Consider the following 26,753-nt stretch of genomic DNA (forward strand, 5'->3'; position numbering starts at 1 on the left):
GTGTCCCCGAAGTCAGTTGCCCGAGTGCGAGAGGCCGCCGAGCAGCGTATCGACGCGTGGCCCTTCGCGGTCGTCGATCCGTTCCGGGTAGACGGCGACAGCGACGACCACGTCGCCCTCGTGCTCGAAGCTCGTGAGGTGGATCAGGACGTCGACTTCCTGACCCTCGATGCTCGTCGTTCCGGAGAACACGGCCACCTCACGGGACTCGCCCAGTGCCTCCACCGAGCGGTTGCGTTCGAACTGGACATCGTTTATCTGGTCGTTCCGGCTGGCGACTTCCTCGACGAGGCGTTCGTTGGACCAGCTGGCGGCCGGGTTCAGCGACTTCCCCGCGACGCTGGCGCTGGGCGTCGAGAAGACAATGAACCGGCCGGCGTTGACCTCACCGAGCGGTCCGAGGTCGATGCCACGGTCGTACTGTCGGACGTGGTTCGTGACGCGGATGGTTCGCTCCTGCCCGGCGACGGTGACCGTCCGCTCGATAGTCTGTTCGTCAGCCATCGACTGCTCGTAGCCGGTCTCTTCGAGCGCACTGTCGCCGACTGACGCCGGTGCGGAGTCGAACTCGACCGTCTCCCCGGTTATCAGGCCGACACAGCCCGACGAGACGACGAGTAACCCGACGAGAAGCGTGAGGATGCCCTTTCGCATTGTTGTTCCTACACTGTGTCCAGTATATAAAGTACATGGCCGTTCAAGCTGTCGGATGAGGTACAAAACACCGCCGATAACCGTTCCAGAGCCGGTCTGTTGTCTCCTTTCAGAGCCGGTAGGTCGGCCCGTCGTCGGTGTCCTGCACCTCGACGCCGAGCGCTTCCAGTTCGTCCCGGAGTTCGTCGGCGCGTTCGTAGTTACCGGCCTCTCGTTCCTGCTCGCGGATGTCCAGAACCAGATCGACCACGTCGCCGGCAAGCGACACGTCGCCGCTGTCGTCGTCGCCGAACGCCAGCCCGAGGATGCCGCCGCCGAGTTCCTCGAACGTCTCGACAGCGCGGCGGAGCCCCTGGTAGTCCCGTTGCTCGTGGGCATCCAGGTGGGAGTTCACTGCGGCCGTCAGGTCGAGCAGCGCGGTCATCGCCTCCCGCGTGTTGAAGTCGTCGTTCATCGCGGCCTCGAACGCCGAGCGGGCGTCTGCGACAGCGTCACGAAGCGTCTCGTCGGTTACCTTCGCGTAGGCGTCCACGCCGTCGCAGGCCTCGGCCGCTCGCTCGTAGCCGCGAGAGAGGCGGTCCCAGCGCTCTTCAGCCTCCGAGATGGTCTCGTCGCTGTAGGTCGCCCGCGAGGTGTAGGCCGTCGACAGCAGGAAGGTCCGAAGCACGTCGGAGCCGAACTCCTCGACGGCATCGGCGACGGTGAAGTAGTTGCCAAGCGAGGAGGACATCTTCTCCTCCTCGGTTTCAAGCAGGCGGACGTGGAGCCAGTACTTCGCGAACTGCTTTCCGGTCGCGGCCTCGCTCTGGGCCACCTCGTTCTCGTGGTGGGGGAAGACGAGATCCTGCCCGCCGACGTGGATGTCGATAGACTCGTCGAGGTGGGTCATGGACATCGCCGAGCACTCGATGTGCCAGCCGGGTCGCCCCTCGCCCCATGGGGAGTCCCAGGTTTGTGCTGTCTGGCAGGCCTCTTCGGCGGGTGCGGCCTCGGGGTGCTGATGTTCGGCGATGTCCTCCGGGTCGACGCCGCCGGCCTTCCAGAGCGCGAAGTCGGCCGGGTGGCGCTTCTCCCCTTCGGTGTCTTCGCCCTGGGACTCGATGTCGTCGACGGACTGGTTCGAGAGCTTGCCGTAGTCCTCGAAGCTGGTCACGTCGAAGTAGACAGAGCCGTTGGCTTCGTAGGCGTGGCCCTGCTCGATGAGTCGCTCAACGAGGTCGATAATCTCCGGGACGTGTTCGGAGACGCGGGGGTACACCTCCGCGCGGCCGAGGTTGAGCGAGCGCATATCGTCGATGACCTGCCCGACGTAGTGGCGGGCCACGCTCTCCTCGCTGTCGCCGTCCTCGCCGACGCGGGCGACGATCTTCTCGTTGACGTCGGTGAAGTTCTCGACGTGGTGGACGTCATAGCCCAGGTGGTCGAGCCATCGGGCCATCACGTCGACATGGACCCAGCCGCGCGCGTGCCCGAGGTGGGGTGGGTCGGAGGTCGTCAACCCACAGTAGTACAACAGCACGGAGTCGGGGTCGCGCGGCTCGAAGGGCTCTTTCTCACCGGTCAACGTGTTCGTCACACGAAGCGTCATTATCGGGGCAAACTGGGGCCGCCCGCTTTAAGCCGTCGGAAGGCGGCTCACCCCTGTACAGTCGCTTCGACCACTCGGAGCGCGTCCGGTCCCGCGCGGCGGCTCACTACCACGACGAGCGCGTCGTCGGTGACGCCGGCGGCCTCGGTCGAGATATCGGTCGCTCGCAGGCGTCCCAGCACCTCGGCCAGCGCCGCCGCCGAGAGGTCACCGGTGGCGACGATGCCAGTCAGCGACCCGGCGCCATCGGCGAAGGCGGCGTCGCCGACTGTGAGGACGGCGGCCGACTCAGCATCGGGGGACTCGACCCGGCCAAGCCCGCTCTGCATCGAGACCCTGGCGTCGCTGTCGTGTGGCGGGTCGGTGGGCAGTTCCTCGGCGAACCGACGGAGCGCAGTCGCGACGGCTTCCTCCTCGCCGTCGATGTCGAGCGTACGTGCGGCGGCCGTGTAGTTGACGATGCCCGCCCGGAGTGCGTCGTAGAGAAACGGCCGCTCGCGGACGGCATCCCTGGTCGCGGCTGCGAGTGACATTGGCGTCGGCCACGGGCGGCGTGGGCAAAAGTCGTTCTATCAGGCGCGAGCGAACGCGGTTCCACGGGGCCGCTCGCTACCGAGGGGCCTCGCCGTCCTGTGATGAACGGTAAACGGGCGCGCTGGACCCGCAGAACTTCGGGACCACTCCCAGCGACTGAGAACAGTCATAGGGGATTGTGCCACAGGAGGCCGTCTCTCTACATGAGGGAAGGACAATGGCTATTGCACAACGCGAACGGCAAGTGTTCGGACAGCCCCTGGAACCGGCGGAACGAGTCATCGGTGGCATCGTCGTCGCTGCTGGCGCGCTGGGACACGCCGCACTGCTGGCAGCCGCTGGGGTGTTGTTCTACGTCCTCCTGTTCGGGCTGTGACCGAGTGGAATCGGTCGGCAAGTACACACTTTCGGCGTTCAACGTTGAACAGCCTGCCGGCTATCCGGGCAGGCCAACGAAGGCCCTAAGGACGGCTCGCACCAACCGGTGGATATGGACGAAGCGCTCGTTATCGCGGCCCACGGCTCTCACCTGAACGCCGAGTCGAGTACGCCCACCTACGACCACGCGGACACGATTCGGGCGACCGGCGCGTTTAGCGAGGTCCGTGAATCCTTTTGGAAGGAGGAACCGTCGTTCCGGGAGGCGCTGCGGACCGTCGACGCCGACGAGGTGTATCTGGTTCCGCTGTTCATCTCGGAGGGCTACTTCACCGAGCAAGTCATCCCCCGAGAGTTCCGCCTGGAGGACTGGGACCCCGAGCTGTGGGACTCCGACGGGACGAGCGCGACCAACGCGACGCTGGCCGCCGAGGACACGGACCAGACGGTCCACTACTGCGGCCCGGTCGGGACGCACGACTCGATGAGCGACGTCATCGTCCAGCGGGCCGAGTCCGTCACCGGTGACCCCGACGTCGGCGACGGGTTCGGCCTCGCCGTCGTCGGCCACGGCACCGAGCGCAACGAGAACTCCGCGAAGGCCATCCAGTACCACGCTGACCGCATCCGCGAGCGGGACCGCTTTGATGAGGTGCAGTCGCTGTTCATGGACGAGGACCCCGAGGTCGATGATGTCGCGGACTACTTCGAGAGCGACGACATTGTCGTCGTGCCGCTGTTCATCGCCGACGGCTTCCACACCCAGGAGGATATCCCCGAGGACATGGGCCTGACCGACGACTACCGGACGGGCTACGACGTGCCGACCACTGTCGAGGGCCACGATATCTGGTACGCCGGAGCGGTCGGAACGGAGCCCCTGATGGCCGACGTGGTGCTTGAGCGAGCGGCTGACGCGGGAGCCGACGTGAGCAGCGCCATCGAACAGGTGCGCGAGGAGACCGGCGGGGGCACCACGGCCGCGGGCGACTAACGGACCCGTCGCCGACGGCGGGGACTACCGATAGCGAGCGACGATTGCTTCGTCACCGGAGTGGACTATCGCGTTCTCTGTGACCGCATAGAGAAAGCTGAAGTCGAGACGGGGTTCGTGCCATTTCAAGCTTCCGTCGTTGTCAAACTGAAACAGGCCGTGGTGTTTCGTGTTGAGGAACACTGACTCACCCTCGGGAGCCGGGGCTGCGCCCGTCGCACCGATATCCGTCTGGTACGCGCTTCGCCCCTGTTCCATGCTCGCGTACCGTTCGTCATTGAACCGCCATCGCTCAGTACCGTCAGCGGTCGTAACAGCTATCAGGGCGTGTCGCTCCGGAACGTAGACGATTTCGTCGTCGCGGCTGAACCGCAACGGACCGTCTGGAACGGTGATGGCCTCATTGACCCAGCGGCGCGTCCCCGAGTCGCGGTCGAACGCCTGTAAGTACTCTGAGCGGACGTAGACGGTGTCGCCGCGGACATGTGGCCAACCGTTGAGGCTCCGCTGGAGGGGCTGGTCCCACAGGGTTGCGCCGTCCAGCGCGAACACGTCAAGTCGGTACTCGTCGCCGGTCCCCCAGTCGACGGCGAGTCCGCCGGGTCCTGCCCCGACTGTCGGCACGTCACTCTTGGATGGGTCGGTGGGGACAGGAAGCGACTTCGACCACCGCTCGGCCCCGCTCTCGCCGCCGAAGGCAACGAGACGCCCGCTCTCGGTCCCGACATACACGCGGCCGTCAGCGGCGGCGACGCTCGACACTGGCTCTTCGACTGTTTTCGTCCAGTCTCGTCCGTCCCCGGCCACCCCGATGACCCGACCGGCCGCTGTCCCGACGTAGAGGCGGGCCGCATGGCTGGCCCAGTCTACCGCGACGCCCTCGAACTCAAACCGGCCCAGTCGGGAGCCGTCGGCGAGATTGTACCGAGCAACGGCCCCAGCCGAGTTGTCGTCGAGTAAGTCCATGGTCTCGAACGTGACCTCGAACAGCGTCCCGTCGACCAGCGTGACCAGACGGCCGCCGTCGTCGGCGGTTTCCCACTTCTTATCGCCCGGGCCGGGGCGATAGCCACACCCGGCGAGCGACCCGATAACGCCGGTAAGCCCCGTGAGAACGGTTCGTCGGCTGTACTCGGTCACGACGGTCCCTCCCGGGCCATCGTCTCCAGTCGTTCGATGCGGGCCTCGGTTGGCGGATGGGTCTGGGGGAACACGTCGTTGGCAACGAAATCAGGCGCGTCTTTGAACTGTGTCTCGTCGATGGGTGCGATATAGAGCGCGTCGAGACCACCGTCTTGCGCCCGGAGGTCGTGGTCTGGGGCCGCCGCCATCTCGTCATCGATGGTCGCCAGCGCGCTGGCGAGCGCCGCAGAGTCGCCGGTGATAGCGACGGCCCCGCGGTCTGCGGCGTACTCGCGGTACCGCGAGAGCACGCGAAACAGCGTGAAACTGGCGAGCCAGAACACGGCTGAGACAGCGAGCGTCAGTAAGGCACTGACTGTCAAGATAAAGATGCCGAGTAAGAGGCCCCGGGCGCTGTCGCTATCGGTGTGTCGGAAGCCGGTGAAAGCACCGGGGATGGCCTGAAGAAGCCCGAGGGTGCTGGCTGCGAGGCTGTAGGTTAGCGTCGGGAGCACGTAGGAAAGCGACATCACGGTGGCGTCGCGGTTCTTGATGTGAGCGAGTTCGTGGGCGATGACGGCGTCGCGCTCGTCGTCGTCGAGTGCGTCGAGCAGTCCGGTCGTGAGCACCAGCGTGGCGCTGTCGGGACTCCGGCCAACAGTGAATGCGTTCGGCGCGTCGCTGTCTGCAATGGCGACTGCCGGTGCCGGAAGGTTCACTGATTGCGCTAGCCGTGTCACGTTTTCAACCAGACCGGGTTCGTCGTCGGGGCCCACGGGGCGAGCGTCCAGCGCCCGCAGGGCGATGGTGTCACCAACGGCCAACTGCGCGGCGAACCCGACCACGACGCCGCCAGCGACCAGCCACGGCTCGATGTAGAACTCGCCGGCCAGCACCCAGTCGGTGGCTAGCTTCGCCAGCCATATTCCGGCCGTGTTTACGAGTGCAAGGCCCGCGTAGACGAACCCCACCGGAAGGAGTCCCACAAGGACGACAGCAGTCGCCATTCGGACCTGTAACCCCCGGTCAGTCGGCCAGTCCACAGCGTCCACCTCCGGACACGGACCGCCCCCACCAAAATGTCATAAATCATCTACGATTCTTGTAAAATATAATTTTACCGAATTTGGAACTATCTCCACTCCGATTGCCGGAACAGGCGACTTTTCCCGGTGCGACACCTACGGCGGCGGTATGGACGACACCCATGTCGAGGCGTTCGCCGAGGCAGCGTCGGACGGTATCGCGTTCGACGGTATCGAGGCAGCGGTCGAGGGTGGACGCTACGCCGTCGAGACGACAGCGGAAGCAGAGAGTACGAGTATCGCGGACCTCGATGGCCTGGCCGCGTCGTACCCCGAGTACATCTCGAACTGGTACTTCTGGCACGCAAAAGCGCCTCAGGCGGAGCCTCGCTGGGCGTATCTCCGGTGGCTCGAAAACGCTGAGTCGACGCCGATTCCGGACCGATACGACCAGTTACGAGAGGGGCTGACGACGACGTGGGGTGAGCTCTCGATTACCGTGACACTGGACGAGGACGACGAGCGGGTGTACGACCTCCGCCACGTCGACGACACGGGGACAGACGCCGATTCGCTGGACGCGTACGACGACCCACTGGACGCCCGTACCCTCGCCAAACACGACGACCGTGACCGCTACCGCCCGCTGAAAACAGCCCCCACTCTCCAGTCAGGCTGGGTGTTTCCCGAACTCGGACCGACGGAGCTAGTCCAGGCGGTGGACTTCTTCTATCCGGCCACGATTTCGAACTGGCACCGTGAGCGCGAGGGCGAGTTGGACGTGAGCCACTGGCGCGACACCGTCGACCGCCAGACCGGGATTTACGGCGTCGTCAAGACCTGGGACCGCGGCGACGGCTACGAACACGTCAACTGGGTCGCCGAGGCTTGCTGTGACGATTCCCAGTGTCTCAAGCGCCGGGAGTGGCAGTACGACGACGAGACCGAGCTCGATGTCGACGGTGGGTCGGGGAAATTCCCCTGCCGTGAACCCTGTTCCCTCGTCATCGCTGGCGCACGCAAGTGGACGAAACTCGAAGGCGAGCAGTCCCAGACCTACGAGTTCGAACTCACGCCAAGCGAGAAAGAACAGTTGGAAGCCATCATTGATGCTGTCGCCGACGGCGAGGCAGACGACATCCGCGAGGCGGACATCTACGAGGGAGCCAACCGGTACCGGGCGCGGTTCCTGCGCGCGAAGCTGTTCGACGATGAGGGGAACCTCGGCGGCGTCGAGACGGAACAGTAAGCCCTGTCAGGACGAGCGAACGGCGACGGACAGGAGTCCCAACAGGATTGTGACTGCGAGGACTGCGACAGCGGTCAACAGCAGGCTCTCGGTGAGAACCAGCGTGATGAGGCCCGCAATCAGGACCGTGAAACCGCCAGCCGCCAGTATCGGTCCCGCGGACAGGTCTTCGAGCCCGGGTTCCGATTCCGTCGCCGATTTCGGCTGTGGCTTCGACAGCTCGTCGTCGACGATGACCGGTTCGTTCTCGGTCCCGCCTTCCGGGATGTAGATGTCGATGTACCGGGTCTCGGCGCCGTACCCCGTCACGACCTTTAGCTTGCCGCGGACCGGGCCGTCACCGTCGACAGTTATCCTGACCAGTCGGTCGGTTTCGGCCCGTACGTGGTGGTTCGTGGCGTCGAGCGATGCGACGGAGGAAAGCGAGTCGTCGAGGTGGAGATGGACGTGCAGGGCCTCGCCGTGATTGACTAATCGTACGTCGAAACTCCCTGTCGCGTCGAACTCGTTTGGAACCTCCAGACTGTGGATGTCCGTCCGGTTGAGGTGCACGGGCAGGGAGTCAGGCACGGACGTGACTCCGCGGGGCGAGGAAAAAAAGGTTCAGGCCGGTGCTTCGTCGCGCATGTCCGGCGGGAGCAGGTTCGGAATGCCGTCCTCGATGGGGAACGTCTCGCCGCACTCGGTGCAGACGAGTTTGCCCGACAGGATTTCGCCGTCGTCGCGCTCCGTCACTTCGAGGTCGAGGTCGTGCTTGTCCAGAGGGCAGCAAATGATTTCCATCAGGTCCTCTTTCATACGTCCAGCCAAGACCGGCGGTCGCAAAAGTCTGCCGCTCTCCCAGTGAGTGCTACCACGTCGCTGGGCAAACGCAAGTGAGCGTTCAAACGTCGAACCCGACAGGAAGGCCAGTTAAAACGGCTGTTCGCGAACGATGGTTTCGCCGCGACCGGGGCCGACGCCGATGGCGTAGGCCGGCGTGTCGAGTTCGGATTCGATGTATTCGACGTAGGCCTTCGCGTTCTCGGGGAGTGCGTCGTACCCCTCCTCGGCGGCGTCCGCCCAGTCGACCTCGGGCCAGCCGTCGAAGGACTTGAAGTTGGCTTCACAGCGCTTCCACTGCTCGGTCGTCGCGGGCATCGACGCCAGTTCCTCGCCGTCGAGCGTGTACGTGTGACCGACTTTCACTTCGTCGAGGCCGGCGAGCACGTCGAGGTGGTTGATGGCGATGCCGGTGAAGCCGGATACGCGCGTGGAGTGGCGCAACATCGGCAGGTCGAGCCAACCGACACGTCGCGGGCGGCCGGTAACGGTCCCGTACTCGCCGCCTTCCTCGCGGATGTAGTTCGCCAGCTCCTCGTTCTCGCCTTCGCCTTGCTCGTCGTAGCCGGGTGTGTCGCCGACGACGCCGCCGAGTTCGGTCGGCAGCGGGCCACTTCCGACACGGGTGAGGTATGCCTTCACGATCCCGATGACTTCGCCGTCGCCGACGACACCGGGACTGAGTCCGGTCCCGGTCGCCGCGCCGCCGGCCGTCGGGTTCGATGACGTGACGTAGGGGTAGTTCCCGTGGTCGATGTCTATGATGGTCCCCTGTGCGCCCTCCAGCATGACGTTCTGGCCCTCGTCGATGGTCGCGCTGAGGAAGGCCCCAGCGTTGACGGTCATGTCCTCGGCCTCGAAGCGACGGCCGAACTCGCGGAACTCCTCGAAGATGGCGTCCACGTCGAAGGCGTCCGGATCGTCAAGCTCGTCGACATCGAGGTCGTACACGTCCTCGACGACGGCCCGCTTCTGCGGGACAACGTATTCGAGGCGCTCCCGGAGCACGTCCGGGTCAAGCAGGTCGCCGACGCGAACGCCGCGCCGGCCGGCCTTGTCCTCGTAGGTCGGGCCGATACCGCGGCCCGTTGTCCCGACTTCGTCATCCGTTTCGCTTTTTAGTTCCTCCTCGATACCGTCGAGCACGCGGTGGAACGGGAGAATGACGTGTGCTCGTTCGGCGATTCGAACGTCCGGGTCGAGGCCGCGTTCCTGGAGCGTGTCTATCTCGTCGAACAGCGTTCGCGGATTGACGACGCACCCGTTGCCGAGGACGCCGACCTTGCCGCGGATGGCTCCGCTCGGAACCAGCGAGAGCTTGTACTCCTCGCCCTCGTGGACGACGGTGTGGCCGGCGTTGTCGCCGCCCTGATAGCGCGCGACGACGTCCACGTCGTCGCCGTACAGGTCGACGATGCCGCCCTTCCCTTCGTCGCCGAGCTGTGAGCCGACGATGGTTACGGTCATCGCACGCACCTTCCATCCACCGTGATAAACAGATTACGGTCCGGAACTCACGCTCGTGAGCAGTACCCATGTGAACCGTTACGACGGTTTTAAGACACCCCTGTTCGAACGTATCAACGTTGTAGCGATTATCCGAGGGAGAACCTTTAAATACCGCAAACACAAGTTAACAATTGCCATGATAGACAGGCTTGAAAAGGAAGTTGACATGCTGGAGCGCCACTTGCAGGTGCTTCGCATGGTTATCGAGAACGAGCCTATCGGTATCGTGAAGATGTCCAACGAAACCGGCTACCCGCACCACAAGGTGCGGTACTCCCTGCGCGTTCTCGAAGAGGAGAACCTCATCGAGCCCTCCAGCCAGGGTGCGATCACGACCGAACAGACCGGTGAGTTCGTCGACGACTTAGACGAGAAGGTCGACGAAATCATCGACAAGCTCGAAGGTATGAAGATCGAAGACGCGGCCGAAATCGAAGGCTAAGCTTCTTTCTCAGAGTTCCGGGACCGCCAGGTGGAACTCCTGGTTTCTCGCTTCTAACAGACAGAGGTGAAAGCCCTCCTTGCGCGAGAGGTTCACGAAGCTCTTCCGCTTATCGCGGTTGAACAGCCCACTGGAAGTGGCTTCTTCGGCGGTTTCGAGCGCCCCCGGCTCGAAGAAGCTGCTCGTGACGAGAAACGCCGACGCAAGCGATCCGGAGGCGTTGCCGACCCGCTCGGCGTTCCGGATGAGGTCCGACATCTGGCCCTCGGAGGCCGGTTCGCGCGAGTCGTTGATGTTGGCGACGACCAGCGGGTTCCCCATCCGGTCGCGGACGACGACGTCGAACCGCTCCTGCGAGCGGTTCTCCTGGCCGTCCTCCGTGTAGGTCACCGTGACGTTGCCGTTCAGTTCGGCGCGGTCGATAGCCGGAAGGCCCTCGTAGAGGTCCTTCATCGCTCCCGCGTGGCCGGTGTCCCGAATCTCGTAGAGGAGGTTCCGGATGAGCCAGTTGACGAAGCGGTACTGGATGCTGTCTTCGAGGAACTCCTCGAAGGGCGTCCCGTTGACCGTGGCGCCCTCGGCCTCGAACTGCGTGTGGTACTCCAGCCTGAGGTTCGCCTCGACTTCCTCGCGACTCGCCTCGCCGTCCTTGGCTTCCTCCAGCGTCGCTTTGCCCTTCGAGTCGTACCTGACGAAGAGGTTCGTCCCGTTTATCGCCTCGCCGACGCTGAGCCGGGTGCCACCCGCAGCGGTGTCGTTCTGCTCGTCGAGTTGCTCCTCCAGCCGGTCGATCTCGGCCCGTGCGTCGGCTAGCTCCGACTCCAGGCGGTCGCGCTCGTCCCGGAGTTCCTGGTTCGTGGCTTCCAGATCTGTGAGTTCGGATTCGAGTTCCGACACCGTCTCGGCCCGCTGTTCCAGTTCGGACTCCAGTTCCGCGACGCGCTCCTGCTCGCGCGGTGTCGGCTCTTCGTCGGCAGGCGACTGTCGCTGGTCCTCTGGCGAAGGCTGGGTCTTGGGCGTCTCGGCCGGCTGTGGGTCTTTCGTAGGTGTGCTACGGCTCTCCTGTGCCGGTGCTGGTCCCCGCACACTGGATTCGGTCGACGGTGCCGAGTCGTCCTGTGCTGGCTGGTCACGTCGCGGCGTCGAGGCCTGTTGCCCACCTGTCGGTGGCGTCTGGGTGGGGGATACGCTGGTTGTCATGCTTTCACGAGCACCACCGGACTTGTTCGGGTCCAGCGACGGGACCGAGCGCGTCTCCAGGTCCGTCGTTGACCCGCCAGAACCGGCGTCCGGCGTCGGCGTTGCCGCTCCAGTCCCGGACTGTGCCTGGGACGGCCGTGACTCGGTGCTCTGGTTCGGTTTCGCGTCGGTCGGTTCGGCGCGACGGTCCGTCGAAGCCGTCTGGTCGCTCTGTGCCGGGGCGTTCCGAGCACTCGCCTGCTGGGATTCCTGCGTTTGTGACGGGTCCGTCGCCGGGCGATTCGGTTCGGTCTCCCCGGCAGTCTCACGCACTCTGGTCTCCCGTTCGACGGCGTCGTTGTCGGGTTCCGTCCGTGTCGCGGCGTCGTTGTTCGGTTCCGTCCGTGTCGCGGTGTCAGTATCTGTCGCCGCCCGGTCGGTCGCTCCGCTGTCTGACCGGCTGTCCGCATTCGGCTTCTCGTCCACGCTCGATTGCTCGTCCGACTCGGAACTGCGGCGGGACCGGCCCGGAGTCGCGCCGGCGGCTTTCGACCCCGGCGGGCCGCTGCTTGCAGGGCCGCGGTCCGGTGTCGACTCTGCTGCGGTCTGGGCCTGTTCAGCCTCGTCGGTTCCACCGGCTTCGGTATCTCCGACGGGGTCCGGGGATGGGTCCGCCAGTTCATCGCTGGCGTCGTCCTGTGGTGTCGGTTCGTCCGGTGCTGCCGTCTCTGTCGGCGTGCTATCCACCGCACCCTCGTCGGTGGGTACGTCGGCGACAGCCGTCTCGTCGCCAGCGTCGAGCGGATCGACGCCGGCGGCCGCCGGGTCCGCTGACTGCTCGTCCGCCGCGGATTCCGGCGGTTCCGGAATCTCGATCGGCTCGATGTCGACCGGCATGACCTCGTAGATGCCGACCTCGTCGTTGGCCGTCTCGAACGCCTCGTCGTCGGTGATGAGATTGTCTGAGTTCCCGACCCACGCCACGCTCATCGAGCGGCCCTGGTGGTAGACAGTGTAGTAGTCCCCCGAGAGGACGTTTTCTGAAAGTTCGATAAAGCCCGTAAAGTTGCCGCTCGACAGGGTCTGATCGACGTCTGCAAGCGCGGTGTCTTCGGTGTAGTATTGCGCTTTCACCTCGTCGGCCCGCTCCTGCATCACTGCAAGCAGGGGCAAGGCCTCGTGGGGTGATCGCTTGGCTGTTCCCGACGCGTCCTCGAAGTCCTCGATAGTGCCGTCGAGGACGCCGACGACGGTCCCGTTCAACATGAACAGGCGCGTCGGACCCGTGATGACCGCGCCGGAGAACTCCTGCCCGGCGAGGTCTTGCAGGCCCGCGAACCCGCCGTCGAACGGAACCGACTCCCAGCCGTCGACCCGTTCGACCGTGCGTGTACTCATTACTCCCACCAAGCCGGATGGCAGACAAATAGTTTGTGCCCACGGGCGCGGTCCGATGGACATATGTCGATTCGAGTGTAAGTGCGTGTATGGCAGAGGAGCCGGGACTAAGCGACCAGTATCCGACTGCGAGCCCGTGGCCGCTGTTCGTCGCACTGGGATTAGCACTGTCAGAGATCGGCGTGTTCGTCGGACTCTTTCCGGTAGCCGTCTTCGGACTGATACTGTTCGGCGGCAGTATCGCCGGTATCCTCACGGAGTCCGGGTACGTGGAACGGCCGTGGCCGACCCTGCTGGGCGTGGGAGTGGTTCTTATCGTCCTCGCCGCCGCGTTTGCGCTCTGGCAGGTCCCGGTCGCCGATATCGCGCTCTCGAACGTCGGGACCGGGCCACTCCTCACTCGGCTGGTGGCCGTCGCCGCGGCGGGCACCGTGATGATCGCGATGGGTGGCGTCGCCTCGATAATGGAACAGACCGCGGCCTGAGACGGGTACCCGCCCGGTTCGGAAACCAACACTCTATTTACCGACCTGTTCTAACGGACAGGCATGGCACTGTTCGGGTTCGAAAAAGACACCCTGCTCGACCTCACTGTGAACGTTATCCCGCTCGGGATCCTCCTCTTCTTCATCGTCGCGTTCGCCGCGTTCCCGGCATTCGGAACGGATCCCGTCTTCTCCGGAATGCAGTTCGCACTGATCATCTCGATGTTCCTGCTGCTCGCTGTCCTGACCTACTACGCGGGGAAGGCCGTCGAGAACGCTGAGAAGGAGAGCGGCGAACTCGGCCACGAAGACTGATCTGACAGTTCCAGACAAACCGTTTCGAAGGCCGACCGCGGTCGCCACCGGATGACAGTGCGAGGTGGTCCCTCCTTTCTGCGGTTTCACCGCCGGATGGAAGCCGTGTTTTATGATCGTTGCTGCAGGAATCGACCCTTTGATAATGTCCCAGTCCTGAAGGACGACTATGGTAGCAGGAGATATTGTGCTGACGGGGCTGATGGCCGTCCTCCTCGTCGGCGTCGCCGCGCTTCTCACCCGTGTCGAGAACTGGCGTTCGTATACGCCGCTCGCGGGTGGCGGGGCCGTCACGGGTGACGAGGCAGCGGTCATCAACCGTGAGAAACCCGCAGGTATCATTCGCTGGCTAACAACCGTCGACCACAAAGACATCGGTCTGTTGTACGGGGTGTACGCGGTCATCGCATTCGCCGTGGGCGGCATCATGGCGATGCTCATCCGCCTCCAGCTCGTCACGCCCGCCGGGGCCATCCTCGGCAACAACGCCTACAACTCCATCCTGACGAGTCACGGCATCACGATGCTGTTCCTGTTCGGGACGCCCATCATCGCGGCGTTCGCGAACTACTTCATCCCCCTGCTCATCGGGGCTGACGACATGGCGTTCCCGCGTATCAACGCCATCGCGTTCTGGCTGCTTCCGCCGGCGGCCCTGCTTATCTGGGCCGGATTCTTCCTCGCGCCGGTAACCGAGAACATGATCGAGCCGGCTCGTACGGCTTGGACGATGTACACGCCGCTGTCGGTCGAGCAGGCGAACCCCGGCGTCGACCTGATGCTGCTGGGACTGCACCTCTCGGGCGTTGCAGCGACGATGGGGGCGATCAACTTCATCGCGACCATCTTCACGGAGCGCAACGAGGAGGTCAACTGGGCGAACCTCGACATCTTCTCGTGGACGATCCTCACCCAGTCCGCGCTCATCCTGTTCGCGTTCCCGCTGCTGGGGAGCGCCATCGTCATGCTCCTCCTGGACCGGAACCTCTCGACGACGTTCTTCGCCGTCGAGGGTGGCGGCCCGCTGCTGTGGCAGCACCTGTTCTGGTTCTTCGGCCACCCCGAGGTGTACATCCTCGTCCTGCCGCCGATGGGACTGGTCAGCCTCATCCTGCCGAAGTTCTCCGGCCGAAAACTGTTCGGCTTCAAGTTCGTCGTCTACTCGACGCTCGCCATCGGGGTCCTCTCCTTTGGCGTCTGGGCCCACCACATGTTCTCGACGGGTATGGACCCGCGGCTCCGGGCCTCATTCATGGCTGTCTCGTTGGCTATCGCGATACCGAGCGCAGTCAAGACGTTCAACTGGATCACGACGATGTGGAACGGCCGCCTGCGCCTGACGACGCCGATGCTGTTCTGTATCGGCTTCGTCTCGAACTTCATCATCGGCGGTGTGACTGGCGTGTTCCTCGCCTCCATTCCCGTCGACCTGATTCTGCACGACACCTACTACGTCGTCGGGCACTTCCACTACATCGTGATGGGTGCCATCGGCTTCGCGGCCTTCGCCGGCATCTACTACTGGTTCCCGATATTCACCGGGCGGATGTACCAGCGCACGCTCGGGAAGGCGCACTTCTGGTTCTCGATGGTCGGGACCAACATCACGTTCTTCGCGATGCTCGCGCTCGGCTATCTGGGGATGCCGCGCCGGTACGCCACCTACCAGTTTGATGGCGCTATCGCGCCGCTGACGCAGGTCAGCACCTTCCACCAGGCGGCGACGGTGGGCGCACTCATCCTGTTCATCGGCCAGCTGTTCTTCGTCTGGAACATCGTCCAGTCCTGGCTCGAAGGCCCGAAAGTCGAGGACGGCGACCCGTGGAACCTCGAACGCGACGGCATGCTAGACCGTGAGTTCCAGTGGTTCGACGAGCAACTCGAAGCCGAAGCACCGGAGAAGGACCCGTCGCTGCTCGCTGACGGCGGCCAGGAAGAACAAGACGACTCGTAAGCGGCCGAATTCTGTTTTCGTCTACTTTTTGTCGTTCGCAGCCACGCCCGAACTGACAGTGCCTGTTAGCTCGCGCCGGAGACGAGTACCATGGCCGTCACGAACATCATGAGCGCGATTCCGGTCAGGACGAGAAACAACAGTTCCTTCTGTGACATAGGATAGCTACGGCGTGGAAGTGAAAAAGGCTAATCGTCTTCGAGCCGTTGTTCACACATGAGCGAGCCAGCCGAGGCCAGGTCCGGGCAGCAAATCGTCCTTCGTCTGTACGTTGCTATTGTCGTTCTCGCGGGTGTAATGGGATTCGTTCTTGGCAGTATCCGACCGGAGGACCTCGAACCCGAACTGTTCGGTGTGATTGCGCTGCCGCCAACGCCGTTCGGCGTCGCTATCTACGGGTTCGTTACCATCGGCATCGTCCTCGGCGTGTTGCTTGGCCTCGTCGTGTACGTCTCCGAGCGAATCGACGACGCGGCCAGTTCCTGAGTGTCCGTTGCTGCAGTATATCTGGCCGTGTGAACCAGTTCCTCGTACCGCTGTGTACGCTTCAGCTTTCTGATAGCCTGATTCCGTTAGTTTATTTTAAGCCGACAGAAAATCGGCTGCTAGTCGCCTGCTTGACGACAAGCCGGTGTCTCGCCGCCCTCCCTACAGATGCGCCCCGAATTTCCCCTCCGTCAGTGGTTGGTCCGCAGGATCGCTATCGACCGACGTGCGCTCGCAGCGTTCAGAGCGGCGCTCGGGCTGTGTCTCCTCGCCGACATCACTCTGCGGTGGTCGGACATCGTTGCGTTCTACACCGATAGCGGCGCGCTCCCGCGCTCGACACTGGCTGAACTGTATCCGGTTCTGGGAGACGTGTCGCCGCTCGCTTTCTCGGGGGCCGTCTGGCTCCCGCTGGTGGCCCTCGGACTGACGGCGCTCGCAGGACTGGCGCTGGTGGTCGGCTACCACCCTCGCCTGAGCGCGGGCGTCGCGTTCGTCCTGCTCGTATCGATACAGCTCCGGAACCCTGTCGTCCTCAACGCCGGCGATACGCTGTTTCGCCGGCTGCTGTTCTGGAGTCTCCTGCTCCCGCTCGGCTGTGCCTGGGAAGATGGGCCGCCGGACTCCGCCTCGACACGGGTCGCCACCGCCGGCACTGCAGGAATCCTTCTCCAAGTGCTTGCCGTGTACGTGACGAACGGCCTCATGAAGCTTCGTGGTACGTACTGGCACCAAGGGACTGCGGTGCAGTACGCGTTCCAGCTCGACCACCTCACTGTCCGGCTTGGTGACGTGGTTGCGGGCTGGGACCCGGTGCTGGTCCTGGGGAACTGGCTCTGGCTCGCTTTGCTCGTTGGGTCCCCGTTGTTGCTCATCTGGACCGGATGGTATCGGACGGCACTGGTCGCGGCGTTCGTCACCGCACACGTCTGTATGGCGTTCTCGTTTCGCCTGGGTGTGTTTCCGCTCGTCTCGATTCTCGGGCTGGTCCTGTTTCTCCCGACGCCGCTTTGGGACGGGCTCGCGAACCGCTGGCCCGCCGCTATCGAAGCGTTGCGCCCGCGGTGGCCGGATGCAGCGACAGGTCCGCCACAGATCTGGTTCCCTACGACGACGGCTTCGCTAGCGGCGCTCGGGATCGTCGCCATTGTCGTTCTCAACGCTATCGCAGTCGGCTTCGTCGCCGCACCGACAGGTACGCCGGACAGAATCGAGGACCGGAGCTGGTATATGTTCGCGCCAGACCCGCCACAGGAAACGTGGTGGTACGCGGCCCCGGCACCCCTGGAGTCCGGGAATCGGGTCGACGCGCTTACCGGGGAGCCGGTCACTCTCTCCCGGCCGCCAGAGGTGTCAGACCGGTTTCCGAACCAGCGCTGGAAGAAGTTCCTCGGGACAGCCCGTCACGAACCCAGTCTTCGACAGTCGCTCGCAACGTATCTGTGTTCCCGGTGGAATCAAGGCCACGACGACGCGATGGAACGCGTGGAGTTGATTGTCCTGACCGAGTCGACCAACCTGAACGGGTCCGAATCTGTCGACCAGGAACGGCTCGGGTCGTATCAGTGTGCCTGATGCGGGTGATGATGGAAGTTGGTTGCACCTCGAAAACAGTTCTTCAAGCGACGATTGAGCGTACGCTCTGTCCAGTCAGGCGACGCTGGCCGTTTCCTGATAGCTCCCGTACTCTGCCTCGAAGACGGCCATGATCTCGCCCATCGTCGCGTAGGCTTTCACCGCGTCGATGATGACGGGCATGACGTTCCCACCGTTGGTGATCACTTGCTGCAGTTCGTCAAGCGCCGCCTCCACGGCCGCGTCATCGCGCTCTGCCTTGGCCGTCGCAAGCTTGTCCCGCTGGCGTTCCTGTACGTCCTCGTCGACGGTGAGAATCTCGGGTTCGGTGTCTTCCTCGACGGTGTACTTGTTAACCCCGACCATGACTTCTTCCTCGCTCTCGACACGCTGCTGGTACTCGTAGGCGGCGTCCTGAATCTCACGCTGGAAGTAGCCGTCCTGAATCCCCTGAATGACGCCGTCGCGGACCGAGCCGTCGCCGAGTTCGTCCCTGATGTGGTTGATGTAGGCCATCGCCTTCTCCTCGACCTCGTCGGTCAACGACTCGATGGCGAAACTGCCGCCCATCGGGTCGACGATATCGGCGGCTCCCGACTCCTCCGCGATGATCTGCTGTGTCCGGAGGGCGACGCGAACGGCCTGCTCCGATGGGAGCGCCAGCGCTTCGTCGAAGCTGTTGGTGTGTAGGCTCTGGGTTCCGCCCAGCACACCTGCGAGGGCCTGAATCGTCACGCGGACGATGTTGTTCAGCGGTTGCTGGGCTGTCAGTGACTGCCCGGCGGTCTGGGTGTGGAACTTCAGTTGCTTGCTCGCGTCAGCCTCCGCGTCGTACCAGTCGTCCATCACGCGGGCGTAGATGCGCCGGGCCGCACGGAACTTCGCGATTTCCTCGAACATGGAGTTGTGCGAATTGAAGAAAAAGGAGAGCTGTGGTGCGAACTCGTCGACCTCAAGCCCGCGGTTCAGACAGTCTTCGACGTAGGCGAAACCGTCCGCGAGCGTGAACGCGAGTTCCTGTACGGCTGTCGAACCGGCCTCCCGGATGTGATACCCCGATACGGATATAGGCTTGAACTTCGGCGTCTCCTGACTGGCGAACTCGATGGTGTCGGTGACGAGTTTCAGCGACGGCTCCGGCGGAATGACCCACTCCTTCTGTGCGATGAACTCCTTGAACATATCGTTCTGTAGGGTTCCGCGGATCTCCTCGCGCGGGACGCCCTGCTGGTCGGCCAGCGCGATGTACATCGCGTAGATGACGGGGGCGCTGGGGTTGATCGTGAAGGAGGTCGACACCTCACCGAGGTCGATGCCGTCGAACAACCGCTCCATGTCCGCCAGCGTGTCGACGGCGACGCCCTCCTTGCCGACTTCGCCGTCGGCCATCACGTCGTCGGAGTCGATCCCCATCAGCGTCGGCATGTCAAAAGCCGTCGAGAGCCCGGTCTGGCCCTCGTCGATGAGATAGTGGAATCGCTCGTTGGTCTCGTCGGCGGTCCCAAAGCCCGCGAACTGCCGCATGGTCCACTGCCGGCCGCGATACATCGTCGGATAGACACCGCGTGTGAACGGCTCCTCGCCGGGGAAGCCGATGTCTTCCTCGTAATCGACGTCGTCCACGTCGAGCGGCGTGTACAGCCGGTCTACGTCGAGGTTTGAGACCGTCGCGAACTGCTCTTTGCGTTCGCCGTAGGCGTCCAGTACGGGGTCCAGTGTCTCGGCTTCCCACTCGTCTTTCTGCTCGCGGATGCGCTGGAGGTCCGACTCGTCGAACATACTCCGGTGTATGTCATGATTTAGTAAGAAGGTTCGGGCAAAGTGGGACGCTACCGTCAATCACACCGTCGAGGACTAATTCTGGAGCCGCTCCGTCGTCTGCACGAGCGGATGGTGCGCGTAGTCGACGACCTCGATATCGTCGATCGACTCCAGGTCGGAGTCTGCGGCCGTCTCGGCCATCCCCAGTTCGACCGTCTCGTCGAGAACGATGACGTAGGCGTCCATTTCGTCGATATCGAGCCGCGCGGCGGCTTTCACGCGGTGGTGGCCGTCAGCCAGCAGGAGGTCCCCGCCGTTGTCGATGACGACGAGCGGTTCCGCCAGCCCGCGTTCCAGTTCGTACACCCGGCCTTCGAGTTCGTCGGCGTACACCGTCGTCTGTGTCGGCGTCAGGTCGTCGAGCTCCACCTCCCGTCGGCCTTCGTGTGTCGTGATACCGTGGATGTTCTCCAGCGTCCGGCCGAGCTTGTCCACCTTGCCCGGGGTCGCCCGTTCGATCTGTGAGCGGATCACGTCGGCGTTCGAGATGATGCCGACGAGGTGGCCGGCGTCGTCGACGACCGGAAGTTTCTGGATGCCCGACCGCAGGATGACGCGTGCCGCGTCCTGAACGGCCATGTCCGGGTGCGCCACGAGGATGTCGTCGGTCATCACACGGAACATCGGCTCGTGGTCTTCCGCGAGCAACAGGTCGCGCGCGCTGACGAACCCTTCGACGCGGCGGCCGTCCGTCACCGGGAACCCGCTGAAGTGGTCGTTGTCGGCGATCCGTCGGGCGACCTCCCCGACAGTGTCGTCGAGTTCGACGGTGGCAACCTCGCGTGTCATGTAGTCTCCGACCGTCGGTCGACTCGATTCCTCCATCGGCGCGATGTTCTCGACCGACGGCAAAAAAGGCTCGCCTACGGCGGCTCGCTGTCGTCGGGTTCGACGAGCGTCTCCGGGCTGTCGTCCGCCTGTTCTGACTCGTCGTCCGGCGGCTCAGCCGCGTCGTCCGCCTGTTCTGACTCGTCGCCTCCGTCTTCGTCGCCGTCTTCCAGAAACAGCACATCGCTGTTCCAGTCCGTTGCGGTGTCGTCGCTCGACCCTGCAGGCGTGTCTCCAGGCGTCGTGATGGTGTCTCCGCTGTCCCGTCTGAGCGCCGTCGACTCCGTGAACGCGGCCACGTCGTAGTCAGCGCGTGCGTAGACGCGCCCGAGCAGCCGGTGGGACCGCGACTGGATAGCGTCGAGAAACCGGTCAGAGACGATAGAGCGGACGATCTCCTCCAGCGACTCCTCGCGCTCGTCGACGGTGATCATCCCCAGGTCGATCTGTGCGCCCGCCATATCGGCGTGACCGCCCGCGGACCCGATCTGTCCGAAGGCGTCCCGCAGCGCCTCGCCGAGGTCGATGTCCGCCCCGCGAGCCCGTGCAGAGGCGTAGATCGTCCCGTCGACGACGCCGTACACCATCGTCGCCTGCACGCCTTCGAGGTCGAGCAGCCTGTCGGCCGCCTGCGCGAGCGCGTCACGGTCGGTTATCTCGCCAACGCCGGTCAGAAGCACCGAGCCCTCCTGTTCGCGGTTCGCGATCGCGCGGCCGATGACCGACAGCGTCTCCGGGCTCACGCTCGGGTCTTCGATGCGCTGGAGCGTCGCCATGTCGGCGTTCGTCACGAGATGCGCGGCGGCCTCGAAGTCCGCGGCGGCGACCTCCCGGCGGAAGTCCTTCGTGTCGACCTGGATGCCGAACAGCAGGCCCGTCGCGATTGGGGTCGGAATGTCGATGTTGAACCGCTGGAGATAGTCGACCAGTAACGTACTCGTCGCCCCGACGCCGCTCCGGAGATCGACGAATCGGGCTTCGATCGGGACGCGCGGCGGATGGTGGTCGATGACGATGTCGATGGGGGTCTCCGGTGGGAGCTGGTCGTTGACACCGGCTCTGGAGTGGTCGACCAGCGCGAACGCGTCGAACGCGTCCAGTTCGTCCGGGGAGTCAGCATCCAAGTTCCGGAGGTCGAAATCGAGGAGGTTGACGAACGCCCGGTTCTCCTGATGAGAAATCTCTCCGTAGTAACAGATCGTCACCTCGCAATCGGCCCGTTCAGCGAGCGCCCCGAGGGCGACAGCGCTGGCAATCGCGTCCGGGTCGGGGTTGTCGTGCGTGACGACGGCGAGGTGGTCGTCGATGTCCCGCAGTACCTGATGGAGCTGTCTGGCCCGCGTTCCTTCGTCGCCGACCGACTGGGTGACGTAGTCGGTAACGACAGACTCCGGCGTAACCAGCCGGTCCGCCACGCTGTCGAGTCGGTCGCGCTGGTCTGCCGTCGCGCCGCGGCCGGCGTAGGCGAGGAGGAACACGTCGGGAAAGCAGTCACGTGCGGCCGTCGCCGCGTCGGCATTCTGCTCGGGGTCCTCGCTGGCGATGATGACGCTCTCGGGGTGAACGTCGAGATCGGCGAGAACAGATGGATCAGTCTGGTCGGCTTCGAGTACGTTGATACCGTCCGCCCGGAGCGTTTCAGCACGGTGCTCGTCCTGGGTCACGACTGCCAGGTCGCCGCGGTCGTCGCTAATCGCGTCGAGAAGGTCCGCGGCCGTCGGCCCGAGTCCGAGCACCAGCCGAGAAAGCATACCGTGCAGTCAGCGCTGGAGCGTCTAAAAACCCGTTACTTCAGCCGTTCCTGGAGAAACGACGGATGCGCGGCGGTAACGCCGTCGAGCGCGAGAATCTTGTCTTCGATGACGTCCGCCAGCGAGTCCCCGTCCATCGCTCGGACCTCCGCCATCAGCATGTGGTCGCCGCTGGACGTGTACAGTTCCTCCATCTCCGGGATCTCCTTGAGGTTCCGCGTGGCCTCGACGTAGCAGTCGCTCGCGATGTCGATGCCGACAAGGGCAATCGACTGGCCTGCCAGCTTCTTCGGGTCGACATCGGCGGAGTAGCCGACGATGACGCCCTCCTCTTCGAGTTTCTGAATGTATTTCCGGACTGTGGGCTTCGATACGTCGGCTCGCTCCGCGATTTCTGCGTACGAGGCCTGTGCGTCCTCTTCAAGGACCGACAGGATTCGACGCTCCGTGGACTCGGCACTCATAGAGTAATCTTTTCGGTGCATGAAAAAATATCTTCCGAACCAGAAACCCACGTTCGAGAGGGTATCTGCAGTCCGGCAGCGGACCTTACTTGTGGTGTTCGAGGAGGTTGTCGTAGGTCCGTTCCCACTCCGCGTCCTCGTCGAAGTACCGCTCTGCGAGCGGTTCGTCGGGCATCTCGCCGATCTGGCGCTTCTCCTCGCCGTAGGAGGGGCGCGCGTCCTCGACGTACATCCGACCGGTGAGCACTTCGCCCTCGTACAGACGCTCCTCGGTCTTTCGCATCATCTCGGCGGCTTCCGCGCGGTCCGAGACGTCGAAGTCGAACTCGTCGGACTGCTGGACGTCCGTGTACGGGACGTAGTGTTTCGCGTCCTTGTTCCAGGTCGGACACTGGGTCAGGAAGTCGATGTGCGCGAAGCCGTCGTGTTCGATGGCTTCGGCGATGATCTCCTTCGCCTGGTTCGGGTTGACAGCCGCGGTGCGGGCGATGTAGGTCGCACCGGCGTTGAGCTGCTGGGACAGGGGTCGGATCGGCGACTTCGCCGAGCCGTGGGGCTGTGTCTTGGACTTGTGGCCCTTCGGCGACGTCGGCGACGTCTGGCCCTTGGTCAGCCCGAAGATCTCGTTGTTGAACACGATGTACGTGATGTCGTGGTTCTCACGGGCCGTGTGGATGGTGTGGTTCCCGCCGATGCCGTAGCCGTCGCCGTCCCCGCCGGCCGCGATGACTTCGAGGTTGGGGTTGGCGAGCTTCGCGGCCCGGGCGACGGGCAGCGAGCGGCCGTGGATGGTGTGGAAGCCGTAGCTGTTGAAGTAGCTGTTGAGCTTCCCCGAACAGCCGATGCCGGTGAACAGCGCGACTTCGTCGGGGTTCTTGCCGACCTCCGGCATGGCCTGCTTGAGCGCCTTGAGGACGCCGAAGTCGCCACAGCCCGGACACCAGGTCGCCTGCGGTTCGATGCCGGGTGTGAACTCGTCGCGCTCGATCTCGCGTTCTTCGTTGATTGCTGAGAATGCACTCATTGGTTAGTCACCTGCCGCGGGGACGTACTTCATGTTGCTCGCGGCGAGTTCCTCGCCGTCGATGCTGGACTCGAACCCGTCGACGATCTCGGCGGGCTCGAAGGGGTTGCCGTTGTACTTCAGGAGGCTCGACATCTTGTCGCCGTACTTGCCGAGTTCCTTCTGTGTCAGGCCGCGGAACTGGGCCGTGGCGTTCATCTCGACGACGAGCGCCTCGTCGACTGATTCGAGCCACTCGGAGACCTCGTCTTCCGGGTACGGGGCCATGTCGGAGACGCCCAGTGCCTTCACGGAGTGACCGTTCTCGTTGAGGCGGTCGACGGCCTCGAAGACGGTCCCCTGCTGGCTGCCCCACACGAGGATGCCGTAGTCGGCCTCGTCGGGTCCGTGGTAGGTCTGGTGGGACGTGTTCTCGTCCAGATCAGCACGGATGTCGTCGAGCTTGTTGAGCCGACGGTTCATCTGGGCGATGCGGTTCTCGGGGTCCTCGCTGATGTGGCCCGATGGGTTGTGCTCGTTGCCCGTCGCGAGGAAGCGGCCGTCCTTCTGGCCCGGCACGGAGCGCGGGCTGACGTTCGAGCCGTCCTCGGGTTCGTGGAGGAAGCGCTGGAACTTCCCGGAGGAGTGGTGTGCGGCGTCCTGAATCTCCTCTTCGGTGAGGACCGAGCCGGGATCGGCGTTCGGTTCCTCGTCGAAGTGGCTGGCCGGGAGGTTCCGGAGTTCGCCCTGGATCTTCTGGTCGTAGATGACGATAGCCGGGATCTGGTACTCGTAGGCGATGCGGAACGCCGAGCGGGTCTGCGTGTAGCACTCGCGGATGTTCGCCGGCGCGAACACGACGCGGGCGGAGTCGCCCTGTGACGTGTACAGGACGTGTTCGAGGTCCGCCTGCTCGGGCTTGGTCGGCATCCCCGTCGAGGGGCCGGCCCGCATCGCTTCGACGAGCACGATAGGCGTCTCGGTCATCTCCGCCAGTCCGAGCGGTTCGGACATCAGCGCGAAGCCACCGCCGGATGACCCGGACATGGCTTTCACGCCGGCGTGAGACGCACCGAGGGCCAGCGCGGCGGCCGCGATCTCGTCTTCGACCTGTTCGGAGATCCCACCGAACGAGGGCAGGTGCTGTGACATGATCGTGAACACGTCGGTCCACGGAGTCATGGGGTAGCCCGAGATGAAGCGACAGCCCTCGTCGATTGCGCCGTAGGAGATGGCGTTCGAGCCCGAGAGGATGACCTGCTCCTCGTCGTGGGAGCCCTCGGGGACCTCGATGTCGTGATCGATATCGAGTTCGCTTGCGGCTTCGTAGGCGTCGTGCAGGACGTTGAGGTTCGCCTCCTGCATGTCGCCACTCATGTTCTGTTTGATGAGCTTCTCGAACTCGTCGGTGCTGATGTCGAGAATGGCCGCGGTCGCGCCGATACCGGCCGTGTTCCGCATGATCTCGCGGCCGTGCTCCTTGGCGATGCCGCGGAGGTCCATCGGGACGACGTGCCAGTTGTTCTCCTCGGCGGCCTCTTCGAGACCGATCTCGTCGACGTCTTCCTCGTCGAGCAGCCCCTCGTCGTAGAGGAGGACGCCGCCCTCGCGGAGGTCGTCGAAGTTCTCGTACAGCGGTTTCAGCTCCTCTTTGCCGTAGTAGGCCTCTTCCTGCGGGTTCCGGGCGAAGGAGTCACCCAGGGCCAGCAGGAAGTTGTAGCCGTCCCCGCGGGACTGTACTGGCTCGTCTTTCGCACGTACTTCCACGTACGTGTGGCCGCCGCGGATACGCGACGGGTAATGGCGGTGTGTGAACACGTTCAGCCCCGACCACATCAAGGCCTTCGCGAAGTTCTGGCTTGTCGAGTCGATTCCGTCACCGGAACCACCGGCGATTCGCCAGATTAGTTCGTTGTCTGTCATGGTGAAATCCTCGGCCCCAGCTCTGGTGCCGTATCATCCCGTTGGGGGCCATGACTAAAGATTTTCCACTACATCACCACTCATTAATCGTTATCTTTCGGCTCAGGTACCTCAGATTGCCGTTTTCGAAATTGAAGTCCGTCGCTGTTGGGACACGTTCACAGGGGCGAGATATCCGTCTGGGAGACAGGTGTCAGCCAGCAATAGTAAGCCATGCAACTTCCTCCCGCAACGACTAACACAGTGACTACCGATGTATAGTCGAGGATGTCGTTAACGGAACTCATCGCTGGCGTCGAGGACCATCAGAAGACGCTGACTGTCTTCAACGCCGGGCCGACAGCGGCTGAAGACCTGCGCGAGCGCTTCGCGGACCGCAACGTCCACGTTCAGACCGAGCAGACTGAGAGCGGACGCCCGGGCGAGTTTATCACTCTCAGCGAGGACGAAGCGGTCATCGCGGCCGCGAGTCTCAATTCGTTTACCGACTCGCTTGACGAAGGCCGTCAGTACATCACGCGGGACGACAGCCCGTACGCGTCGATTCTCGACCACCTCGACGAGACGATGTTCACCTCGTGGTCTATCCAGCGGATGACGGCCGCGTCCCGCGAGATCGAGGACCGCGCGTGGCGTGTGGGACAGGGAACGCTGCACGCCGGCTTCCAGACACTGTCTACGCTTCAGGGCGAACTCGACCTCTACGAACGGCTGGGTGAGACCGACGTGGACGTTCACGCCTATGCCGTCCCTGACGTCGAGCCACCCGAGTACAGCACGTTCTCGCTGCATCTGGAACGGTCGGACGAGATCGCCGACTCGTGGTTCGTCGTGTTCGACGGCGGCGGTGACCCGACCCAGAAGTGCGCCTTGCTGGCCGAGGAGCGCGAGCCACGCGAGTTCTACGGCTTCTGGACCTACGACGAGTCGACGGTCGACTGGATCATCGACTATCTGGAGGAGACGTACGGCTTCCTCGAACAGTGAGCCGCGTTCGAACCGGCCAGCGCGGTCATTACCACGGCTCGCCGTCGGCCGACATTCGCTCTTGAGATGCCGACCGTGACCGAGTCTAGAGAGTTCCGCATCGAGGAGACCGGAGAGCGCGTCAACAGTCTCGAACTGGAGTTGCACCTGTTTTTCGGCGTGTGGGCGGTCATCGAGCGCCACGAAGACCGATGGGTCGTGGCGACTGACGACGGTGAGCGCCGGACACTTGTCGTTATGTCGGACTAATCTCACGCTGATATCGAA

26 protein-coding genes are annotated in these 26,753 nt (G+C 63.9%); 11 read left to right on the forward strand and 15 right to left on the reverse strand.

Annotation, left to right across the window (positions count from 1 at the left end; genetic code table 11):
* Positions 1-12: 12 nt before the first annotated feature.
* From Har1131_RS08410 to Har1131_RS08420, 3 genes are all read right to left on the reverse strand, one after another.
* Positions 13-654 (reverse strand): DUF6517 family protein, encoded by a 642-nt coding sequence (locus Har1131_RS08410; RefSeq protein ID WP_064287455.1) that lies wholly within the window; start codon positions 652-654, stop codon positions 13-15.
* 109 nt (positions 655-763) lie between these two features.
* On the reverse strand, positions 764-2,242 hold the full coding sequence (gene cysS, locus Har1131_RS08415; protein ID WP_064287454.1) for a cysteine--tRNA ligase: 1,479 nt from the start codon (positions 2,240-2,242) through the stop codon (positions 764-766).
* A gap of 47 nt (positions 2,243-2,289) precedes the next feature.
* Entirely contained in the window at positions 2,290-2,775 is a 486-nt protein-coding gene (locus Har1131_RS08420; protein WP_050007442.1) for a hypothetical protein, read from the reverse strand.
* A gap of 218 nt (positions 2,776-2,993) precedes the next feature.
* Here Har1131_RS08420 and Har1131_RS21715 point away from each other — a divergent pair, with 218 nt between their 5' ends.
* Both Har1131_RS21715 and Har1131_RS08425 read left to right on the forward strand, forming a co-directional pair.
* Positions 2,994-3,152 carry a hypothetical protein gene (locus Har1131_RS21715; protein WP_023843316.1) on the forward strand — a complete coding sequence of 53 codons (159 nt, stop codon included), beginning with the start codon at positions 2,994-2,996 and terminating at the stop codon, positions 3,150-3,152.
* A gap of 114 nt (positions 3,153-3,266) precedes the next feature.
* Positions 3,267-4,148: a CbiX/SirB N-terminal domain-containing protein gene (locus tag Har1131_RS08425; protein WP_151145911.1), complete on the forward strand. Its 882-nt coding sequence runs from the start codon at positions 3,267-3,269 to the stop codon at positions 4,146-4,148.
* Between the two features lie 24 nt (positions 4,149-4,172).
* Here Har1131_RS08425 and Har1131_RS08430 read toward each other — a convergent pair whose 3' ends face one another.
* Both Har1131_RS08430 and Har1131_RS08435 read right to left on the reverse strand, forming a co-directional pair.
* Complete coding sequence (locus Har1131_RS08430; protein WP_151145914.1) at positions 4,173-5,288, reverse strand: PQQ-binding-like beta-propeller repeat protein; 1,116 nt, start codon at positions 5,286-5,288, stop codon at positions 4,173-4,175.
* Positions 5,285-6,277 (reverse strand): M48 family metalloprotease, encoded by a 993-nt coding sequence (locus Har1131_RS08435; RefSeq protein ID WP_151103945.1) that lies wholly within the window; start codon positions 6,275-6,277, stop codon positions 5,285-5,287. Before Har1131_RS08435 ends, Har1131_RS08430 begins: the two co-directional genes overlap by 4 nt.
* A 187-nt stretch (positions 6,278-6,464) precedes the next feature.
* On the opposite strand from Har1131_RS08435, the gene Har1131_RS08440 reads away from it, so the two are divergent.
* Positions 6,465-7,544 (forward strand): DR2241 family protein, encoded by a 1,080-nt coding sequence (locus tag Har1131_RS08440; protein ID WP_151145916.1) that lies wholly within the window; start codon positions 6,465-6,467, stop codon positions 7,542-7,544.
* Positions 7,545-7,550: 6 nt separating this feature from the next.
* Here Har1131_RS08440 and Har1131_RS08445 read toward each other — a convergent pair whose 3' ends face one another.
* The 3 genes from Har1131_RS08445 to Har1131_RS08455 form a co-directional block, all read right to left on the reverse strand.
* The gene (locus Har1131_RS08445; RefSeq protein WP_080510026.1) at positions 7,551-8,096 is read right to left on the reverse strand and encodes a hypothetical protein; all 546 of its coding nucleotides are present in this window, start codon (positions 8,094-8,096) and stop codon (positions 7,551-7,553) included.
* A gap of 51 nt (positions 8,097-8,147) precedes the next feature.
* Entirely contained in the window at positions 8,148-8,342 is a 195-nt protein-coding gene (locus Har1131_RS08450) for a methytransferase partner Trm112 (protein ID WP_050007441.1), read from the reverse strand.
* 114 nt (positions 8,343-8,456) lie between these two features.
* Positions 8,457-9,833, reverse strand: coding sequence for an adenylosuccinate synthase (locus Har1131_RS08455; RefSeq protein ID WP_064287450.1), 1,377 nt, complete (start codon positions 9,831-9,833; stop codon positions 8,457-8,459).
* A gap of 178 nt (positions 9,834-10,011) precedes the next feature.
* Here Har1131_RS08455 and Har1131_RS08460 point away from each other — a divergent pair, with 178 nt between their 5' ends.
* On the forward strand, positions 10,012-10,317 hold the full coding sequence (locus Har1131_RS08460) for a hypothetical protein (RefSeq protein ID WP_004516266.1): 306 nt from the start codon (positions 10,012-10,014) through the stop codon (positions 10,315-10,317).
* A gap of 9 nt (positions 10,318-10,326) precedes the next feature.
* On the opposite strand, the gene Har1131_RS08465 is transcribed toward Har1131_RS08460, so the two are convergent.
* The gene (locus Har1131_RS08465) at positions 10,327-12,894 is read right to left on the reverse strand and encodes a hypothetical protein (protein ID WP_151145919.1); all 2,568 of its coding nucleotides are present in this window, start codon (positions 12,892-12,894) and stop codon (positions 10,327-10,329) included.
* An 89-nt stretch (positions 12,895-12,983) separates the two neighbouring features.
* On the opposite strand from Har1131_RS08465, the gene Har1131_RS08470 reads away from it, so the two are divergent.
* The 5 genes from Har1131_RS08470 (at position 12,984) to Har1131_RS08490 (ending at position 17,709) form a co-directional block, all read left to right on the forward strand.
* On the forward strand, positions 12,984-13,379 hold the full coding sequence (locus Har1131_RS08470; protein ID WP_014040656.1) for a hypothetical protein: 396 nt from the start codon (positions 12,984-12,986) through the stop codon (positions 13,377-13,379).
* 63 nt (positions 13,380-13,442) lie between these two features.
* Positions 13,443-13,694 (forward strand): DUF6684 family protein, encoded by a 252-nt coding sequence (locus Har1131_RS08475; RefSeq protein WP_008313331.1) that lies wholly within the window; start codon positions 13,443-13,445, stop codon positions 13,692-13,694.
* 169 nt (positions 13,695-13,863) lie between these two features.
* Positions 13,864-15,648, forward strand: a complete 1,785-nt coding sequence (locus Har1131_RS08480) for a cytochrome c oxidase subunit I (protein ID WP_014040655.1) — start codon at positions 13,864-13,866, stop codon at positions 15,646-15,648.
* 216 nt (positions 15,649-15,864) lie between these two features.
* Positions 15,865-16,134, forward strand: coding sequence for a hypothetical protein (locus tag Har1131_RS08485; RefSeq protein ID WP_023843313.1), 270 nt, complete (start codon positions 15,865-15,867; stop codon positions 16,132-16,134).
* A 198-nt stretch (positions 16,135-16,332) separates the two neighbouring features.
* A complete protein-coding gene (locus tag Har1131_RS08490; protein WP_050038232.1) occupies positions 16,333-17,709 on the forward strand; it encodes an HTTM domain-containing protein in 1,377 nt (458 codons plus the stop codon).
* A 75-nt stretch (positions 17,710-17,784) separates the two neighbouring features.
* On the opposite strand, the gene Har1131_RS08495 is transcribed toward Har1131_RS08490, so the two are convergent.
* The 6 genes from Har1131_RS08495 to Har1131_RS08520 form a co-directional block, all read right to left on the reverse strand.
* A complete protein-coding gene (locus tag Har1131_RS08495; RefSeq protein ID WP_014040652.1) occupies positions 17,785-19,488 on the reverse strand; it encodes a methylmalonyl-CoA mutase family protein in 1,704 nt (567 codons plus the stop codon).
* 75 nt (positions 19,489-19,563) lie between these two features.
* Positions 19,564-20,355 (reverse strand): CBS domain-containing protein, encoded by a 792-nt coding sequence (locus Har1131_RS08500; protein WP_044951895.1) that lies wholly within the window; start codon positions 20,353-20,355, stop codon positions 19,564-19,566.
* A gap of 38 nt (positions 20,356-20,393) precedes the next feature.
* Positions 20,394-22,109 carry a DHH family phosphoesterase gene (locus Har1131_RS08505; RefSeq protein WP_050036698.1) on the reverse strand — a complete coding sequence of 572 codons (1,716 nt, stop codon included), beginning with the start codon at positions 22,107-22,109 and terminating at the stop codon, positions 20,394-20,396.
* A gap of 35 nt (positions 22,110-22,144) precedes the next feature.
* Positions 22,145-22,573 carry an HTH-type transcriptional regulator LrpA1 gene (lrpA1, locus tag Har1131_RS08510; protein ID WP_004591923.1) on the reverse strand — a complete coding sequence of 143 codons (429 nt, stop codon included), beginning with the start codon at positions 22,571-22,573 and terminating at the stop codon, positions 22,145-22,147.
* Positions 22,574-22,658: 85 nt separating this feature from the next.
* The gene (locus Har1131_RS08515; protein ID WP_008313341.1) at positions 22,659-23,597 is read right to left on the reverse strand and encodes a thiamine pyrophosphate-dependent enzyme; all 939 of its coding nucleotides are present in this window, start codon (positions 23,595-23,597) and stop codon (positions 22,659-22,661) included.
* Positions 23,598-23,600: 3 nt separating this feature from the next.
* The gene (locus Har1131_RS08520; protein WP_151145922.1) at positions 23,601-25,499 is read right to left on the reverse strand and encodes a 2-oxoacid:acceptor oxidoreductase subunit alpha; all 1,899 of its coding nucleotides are present in this window, start codon (positions 25,497-25,499) and stop codon (positions 23,601-23,603) included.
* A gap of 267 nt (positions 25,500-25,766) precedes the next feature.
* On the opposite strand from Har1131_RS08520, the gene Har1131_RS08525 reads away from it, so the two are divergent.
* Together Har1131_RS08525 and Har1131_RS08530 are read left to right on the forward strand one after the other, a co-directional pair.
* Positions 25,767-26,486, forward strand: coding sequence for a DICT sensory domain-containing protein (locus tag Har1131_RS08525; RefSeq protein ID WP_014040647.1), 720 nt, complete (start codon positions 25,767-25,769; stop codon positions 26,484-26,486).
* 66 nt (positions 26,487-26,552) lie between these two features.
* The gene (locus Har1131_RS08530; protein ID WP_014040646.1) at positions 26,553-26,735 is read left to right on the forward strand and encodes a hypothetical protein; all 183 of its coding nucleotides are present in this window, start codon (positions 26,553-26,555) and stop codon (positions 26,733-26,735) included.
* Positions 26,736-26,753 lie beyond the last annotated feature (18 nt).

This window comes from Haloarcula sp. CBA1131 (genome assembly GCF_008728975.1).
GTDB classification, from domain to species: Archaea; Halobacteriota; Halobacteria; order Halobacteriales; family Haloarculaceae; genus Haloarcula; species Haloarcula hispanica.

Bases quoted from the DNA above. Each gene is read 5' to 3' on its own strand.
- Har1131_RS08410 (WP_064287455.1), bottom strand. From the start codon at position 654: ATGCGAAAGGGCATCCTCACGCTTCTCGTCGGGTTACTCGTCGTCTCG.
- cysS (WP_064287454.1), bottom strand. From the start codon at position 2,242: ATGACGCTTCGTGTGACGAACACGTTGACCGGTGAGAAAGAGCCCTTC.
- Har1131_RS08420 (WP_050007442.1), bottom strand. From the start codon at position 2,775: ATGTCACTCGCAGCCGCGACCAGGGATGCCGTCCGCGAGCGGCCGTTT.
- Har1131_RS21715 (WP_023843316.1), top strand. From the start codon at position 2,994: ATGGCTATTGCACAACGCGAACGGCAAGTGTTCGGACAGCCCCTGGAA.
- Har1131_RS08425 (WP_151145911.1), top strand. From the start codon at position 3,267: ATGGACGAAGCGCTCGTTATCGCGGCCCACGGCTCTCACCTGAACGCC.
- Har1131_RS08435 (WP_151103945.1), bottom strand. From the start codon at position 6,277: ATGGCGACTGCTGTCGTCCTTGTGGGACTCCTTCCGGTGGGGTTCGTC.
- Har1131_RS08440 (WP_151145916.1), top strand. From the start codon at position 6,465: ATGGACGACACCCATGTCGAGGCGTTCGCCGAGGCAGCGTCGGACGGT.
- Har1131_RS08450 (WP_050007441.1), bottom strand. From the start codon at position 8,342: ATGAAAGAGGACCTGATGGAAATCATTTGCTGCCCTCTGGACAAGCAC.
- Har1131_RS08455 (WP_064287450.1), bottom strand. From the start codon at position 9,833: ATGACCGTAACCATCGTCGGCTCACAGCTCGGCGACGAAGGGAAGGGC.
- Har1131_RS08460 (WP_004516266.1), top strand. From the start codon at position 10,012: ATGATAGACAGGCTTGAAAAGGAAGTTGACATGCTGGAGCGCCACTTG.
- Har1131_RS08465 (WP_151145919.1), bottom strand. From the start codon at position 12,894: ATGAGTACACGCACGGTCGAACGGGTCGACGGCTGGGAGTCGGTTCCG.
- Har1131_RS08470 (WP_014040656.1), top strand. From the start codon at position 12,984: ATGGCAGAGGAGCCGGGACTAAGCGACCAGTATCCGACTGCGAGCCCG.
- Har1131_RS08475 (WP_008313331.1), top strand. From the start codon at position 13,443: ATGGCACTGTTCGGGTTCGAAAAAGACACCCTGCTCGACCTCACTGTG.
- Har1131_RS08480 (WP_014040655.1), top strand. From the start codon at position 13,864: ATGGTAGCAGGAGATATTGTGCTGACGGGGCTGATGGCCGTCCTCCTC.
- Har1131_RS08485 (WP_023843313.1), top strand. From the start codon at position 15,865: ATGAGCGAGCCAGCCGAGGCCAGGTCCGGGCAGCAAATCGTCCTTCGT.
- Har1131_RS08495 (WP_014040652.1), bottom strand. From the start codon at position 19,488: ATGTTCGACGAGTCGGACCTCCAGCGCATCCGCGAGCAGAAAGACGAG.
- Har1131_RS08500 (WP_044951895.1), bottom strand. From the start codon at position 20,355: ATGGAGGAATCGAGTCGACCGACGGTCGGAGACTACATGACACGCGAG.
- Har1131_RS08505 (WP_050036698.1), bottom strand. From the start codon at position 22,109: ATGCTTTCTCGGCTGGTGCTCGGACTCGGGCCGACGGCCGCGGACCTT.
- lrpA1 (WP_004591923.1), bottom strand. From the start codon at position 22,573: ATGAGTGCCGAGTCCACGGAGCGTCGAATCCTGTCGGTCCTTGAAGAG.
- Har1131_RS08515 (WP_008313341.1), bottom strand. From the start codon at position 23,597: ATGAGTGCATTCTCAGCAATCAACGAAGAACGCGAGATCGAGCGCGAC.
- Har1131_RS08520 (WP_151145922.1), bottom strand. From the start codon at position 25,499: ATGACAGACAACGAACTAATCTGGCGAATCGCCGGTGGTTCCGGTGAC.
- Har1131_RS08525 (WP_014040647.1), top strand. From the start codon at position 25,767: ATGTCGTTAACGGAACTCATCGCTGGCGTCGAGGACCATCAGAAGACG.
- Har1131_RS08530 (WP_014040646.1), top strand. From the start codon at position 26,553: ATGCCGACCGTGACCGAGTCTAGAGAGTTCCGCATCGAGGAGACCGGA.